The organism is Acidocella sp. (assembly GCF_035535915.1).
In the GTDB taxonomy this organism is placed as follows: domain Bacteria; phylum Pseudomonadota; class Alphaproteobacteria; order Acetobacterales; family Acetobacteraceae; genus Acidocella.
This window is the reverse complement of the sequence record NZ_DATLPB010000061.1, coordinates 1-4,053: the sequence shown is the minus strand read 5'-3', so window position 1 is coordinate 4,053 and position 4,053 is coordinate 1. Positions and strand designations below refer to the sequence as shown.

3 protein-coding genes and 1 pseudogene are annotated in these 4,053 nt (G+C 65.8%); 1 reads left to right on the top strand and 3 read right to left on the bottom strand.

Annotated elements, in window-relative coordinates; all coding sequences use genetic code 11:
* Positions 1-219: pseudogene (locus tag VNC39_RS07010) on the bottom strand (oxidoreductase); the annotation flags it as partial.
* 345 nt (positions 220-564) lie between these two features.
* Between VNC39_RS07010 and VNC39_RS07005 the strand changes: the two are divergent.
* Positions 565-1,962: a PLP-dependent aminotransferase family protein gene (locus VNC39_RS07005; RefSeq protein ID WP_325397551.1), complete on the top strand. Its 1,398-nt coding sequence runs from the start codon at positions 565-567 to the stop codon at positions 1,960-1,962.
* Between the two features lie 44 nt (positions 1,963-2,006).
* On the opposite strand, the gene VNC39_RS07000 is transcribed toward VNC39_RS07005, so the two are convergent.
* Together VNC39_RS07000 and VNC39_RS06995 are read right to left on the bottom strand one after the other, a co-directional pair.
* On the bottom strand, positions 2,007-3,218 hold the full coding sequence (locus VNC39_RS07000) for an acetate/propionate family kinase (protein ID WP_325397549.1): 1,212 nt from the start codon (positions 3,216-3,218) through the stop codon (positions 2,007-2,009).
* The coding region (locus VNC39_RS06995; RefSeq protein ID WP_325397547.1) for a bifunctional enoyl-CoA hydratase/phosphate acetyltransferase at positions 3,211-4,053 on the bottom strand (843 nt) is incomplete at its 5' end. The genes VNC39_RS06995 and VNC39_RS07000, both read right to left, overlap by 8 nt.

Here is a 4,053-nt window from a genome sequence, read left to right as displayed (position 1 = left end):
GCCGTTCTCGCAGAATTGGAAGGTCGATGTATGCTCCTTGTCCGGCCACGCACAACCGGGGCAATCAAAACCGTTCGGCTTGTTCGTCTGCAGGAGAAGCTGCGGCGCTTCCGTGACCTCCATCTGTTCGCGCACCGCTTTCGCCGTGGCGCGCAACGCGCCCCAGCCGCCAGCCGGGCCGTCGTAGCGCTTAATTCCCGGGATATTACGTTGAGACATCAAAACAATCCTTCTCTCAAAACTCTTGAGATCTCATTGGCCGACCGACCGGTCGAAAACCCTGGCGCCCCTTCCCTCCGTCGCCCTTTCATCAGAGGGAGCGGCCGCCGACAAAGCGACCGCGCCCCAAACTTGCCCACTCGAAAATGGCTTTGGTTTATGGATGCCATAAAAACATACAATAGCATATAATTGTATTTTTATATGCGATCAATTGCTAAATGTATGGATATGGCGTATGGATAGCAGCCATCCCGAAAACCGATGGGCCTCTTGTCCGGGCACGATTCTTGCACTGATATGCAAATCCATCTAAAAACCAGCAATTTGGGCAGGGTCACGTATATGAATGATCTCGGCAGAACCGCTTCCTGGGCGCCGAAAATCAGCAAATCGGACGGGCCGCTCTATCTCGCCATCGCGGACGCGCTGGCCGCGGATATCCTCTCCGGTACGCTCGCACCCGGCGCCCAACTGCCGACGCAACGCAGCCTTGCGGACATTCTTGGCATCGATTTCACCACCGTCTCGCGCGCCTATGCGGAGGCGCGTCGCAGGGGGCTGATTGAAGGACGCGTCGGGCAAGGCACTTTTGTGCGCCGGCAAAGTGGCAACACCGCTCCGTCCGCCCCCTCGGGCCTGATTGATATGAGCATGAACCTGCCGCCGCGCATTGACGATGCGGACCTCGCGGCGCGGATGTGGAGCGGCATCGCCGAACTGGAATCGTCCGGCGGGATCGACCTGCTGCTGCGCTATCAGGAACCCGGCGGAACAGCGCCGGATAAGGCTGCCGGTGCGTTATGGCTCGCCAACAGGCTTCCCGGGGTTACCGCCGAGCGGGTGCTGGTGTGCCCCGGCACCCAGGGCGCGCTGCTCGCGCTCGCCGGCTTTCTTGCCACGCCAGGCGGGGTGATTTGTTGCGAGGCGCTGACCTATCCAGGCTTCAGGGCGGCCGCGGCCCTTCTCGGGATACGCCTCCTCCCGCTGGCGATGGATGGCGAGGGCCTGAGGCCGGAAGCGTTCGACGAGGCTTGTCGGAAGGAGGCGCCAAAGGCGCTTTATTGCACGCCGACATTCCACAATCCGACCACGGCGACGATGTCGCTGGATCGCCGGAAAGCGATCGTCGCGGTTGCGCGCCAGCATGGCGTGCCGATCATTGAAGACGATGCCTATGGGTTCCTGCCCCGGCATTCCCTTCCCCCGCTGGCGAGCCTCGCGCCCGAATGCGTTTATTACATTGCCGGCCTTGCGAAATGCCTGTCGCCGGCGCTGCGGACCGCCTATCTTGTCCCGCCCACCATGCGGCTCGTCCCGCGCATCGTCGGGGCCATACGAGCGGTCGCATCGATCAGCTCGCCGCTAACGGTCGCGGTCGCAACGCGCTGGATCCAAAACGGCACGGCCACCGCCGTTTTGGCCGCGCTGCGCAGCGAGGCCATCATCCGCCAGGAGATCGCCCAGATGCTTCTTTCGCCGGCTTCCTTTGTCGCAAAGCCGGAAAGTTTTCATCTCTGGCTATCGCTGCCCGCGGCCTGGACCCGCGCCGAATTCGTCGCCCGCCTCCGTGCGGCCGGCATCGGCGTTGTCGCCAGTGACGCCTTCGCCCTGGGCACCGGCCCCGAGGCCGTGCGCCTCAGCCTTGGTGCGCCGGGCACGCGCGATGAACTGCGCACCGGCCTCGAACAGATCGCCGACCTTCTCGCCGAGCAACCCGCATTGTCGTCGATCGTGGTGTAATTTCCGCCCGCGCCGTTTGCATGGCCCATGCTGTGGAACGGTCGTCAAACAACCGGATGCGGCGTGTTCCGCCCCTGCCCTGTCGGGCCGCAAAAGGTCAGGCAGTGCCGCGCGATCATGGCTTCCTCGTCCGTCGGGATGACGCGGATTTCGATGCGGCTGTCTTCGGCGCTGATGACCGGCGCATTGGCGGCATTGGCCTCGGGCGAGAGTTTCGCGCCGAGCCAGCCGAGGCGGGCGCAGATGGCGGCGCGGATTTCCGGCGCGTGTTCGCCGATGCCGGCGGTGAAGACCAGCCCCTCCACCCCGCCAAGTGCGGCCGCCAGCGCGCCGGCATGGCGGGCCGCGCTGTAGGCGAACAGCTCCACGGCTTGCGCGGCGGCGGGCTCGGGGCTGGCGAGCAAGGCGCGCATGTCCGCCGAAATGCCGGACACCCCGAGCAGGCCGGATTGCTTGTACAGCAGGTCGGAGACGGCGTCGGCGGTCAGGCCGCGTGCCTGCAGCAGATAGAGCAGAACGCCGCCGTCGATGCTACCGCAGCGCGTGCCCATGACGAGGCCGTCGAGCGCGGTGAAACCCATGGTGGACTCGACCGATTTGCCGCCTGCCATGGCGCACAGGCTCGCGCCGTTGCCGAGATGGGCCGCGATGACGCGGCCGGCCGCCAGACGCGGCGCAAGGTCCCGCAACCTGCCGGCAATGTACTCATAGGAGATGCCGTGGAAGCCGTAACGGCGCACGCCCGCCTCGTGAAAGCTGCGCGGCAGGGCAAAGCGCGTCGCGATTTCGGGCATGGTGTGATGAAAGGCGGTGTCGAAACAGCCGATCTGCGGCAGGTCCGGCCGCAGCGCGCGCACGGCCTGTATGGCGGCCAAGTTATGCGGCTCGTGCAGCGGGGCCAGCATGTTCAGCTTCGCGAGCCGGGCCAGCACATCGGCATCGAGCCGGGTTGGGGCCGTGAAGACGGCGCCGCCATGCACGATGCGATGGCCCGCGGCGATGAGCCGGGCCTCGCCGAGATGCGCCTCGACCCACTCCAGGATCACGGCGAACAGCGCCTCGTGGTTGAGCGCCTGGTCCTGCGGCCAGCGCCGTTCCAGCACGATTTCGCCCCCGGCGCGGATTTTGAGATGCGGCGCCGCGCCGATATTTTCCATTTCGCCCACGGCAAGGCGCCGCAAACCCGCCTCCGCCGCGAACAGCGCGAATTTGATGCTGGACGAGCCGGCATTCACCGTGAGGATGGCGTTATCCATGGCTGGCGAGCATCACCGCGATGGCGCAGGAGGCGAGCCGGGCGCGCGCATCGTCCGCGCGGCTGGTCAGAATGATCGGCACGGCGGCGCCCAGGACAATGCCCGCGGCATCGGCATTGGCGAGAAAGGTGAGCTGCTTGGCGAGGATGTTGCCGGCTTCGATGTTGGGCACGACGAGGATGTCGGCGAGGCCGGCGACCGGCGAAACGATATGTTTTTCCGCGGCCGCGGCGGCGCTGATGGCATTGTCGAAGGCCAGCGGGCCGTCGAGAACGCCCCCGGTGATCTGCCCCCGCTCGGCCATCTTGCACAAGGCGGCGGCGTCCAACGTCGCCGGCATCGTCGGGTTGATGGTCTCGACGGCGGCCAGGATCGCCACATGCGGGGTGGCGATGCCGAGAATATGCGCGAGATCGATCGCGTTCTGAATAATGCTCTGCTTGTCGGCCAGCGTGGGGGCGATGTTGATGGCCGCATCCGTCACCAGCAGCGGGCGCGGATAGGACGGAACATCCATGACATAGACATGGCTGAGCCGCCTTCCGGTGCGCAGGCCGGTGTCCGCCGCCATCACCTCATGCAGCAATTCGTCGGTATGCAGAGAGCCTTTCATCAGCAATTGCGCCTGGCCCTCCCGCACCAGTGCGACCGCGCGCGCGGCCGCGGCATGGCTGTGCGGGGCCGGCTCGATGCGCAGTTGCGAGATGTCGATGCTGAACGCGGCGGCGACGGCGCGGATCTTGGCTTCGGGCCCGACCAGGATGGGGGTGATCAGGCCCGCCCGCGCGGCCTCCACCGCGGCCAGCAGCGAAACCTCGTCGCACGGATGCGCAAT

Bases quoted from the DNA above. Each gene is read 5' to 3' on its own strand.
- VNC39_RS07005 (WP_325397551.1), top strand. From the start codon at position 565: ATGAATGATCTCGGCAGAACCGCTTCCTGGGCGCCGAAAATCAGCAAA.
- VNC39_RS07000 (WP_325397549.1), bottom strand. From the start codon at position 3,218: ATGGATAACGCCATCCTCACGGTGAATGCCGGCTCGTCCAGCATCAAA.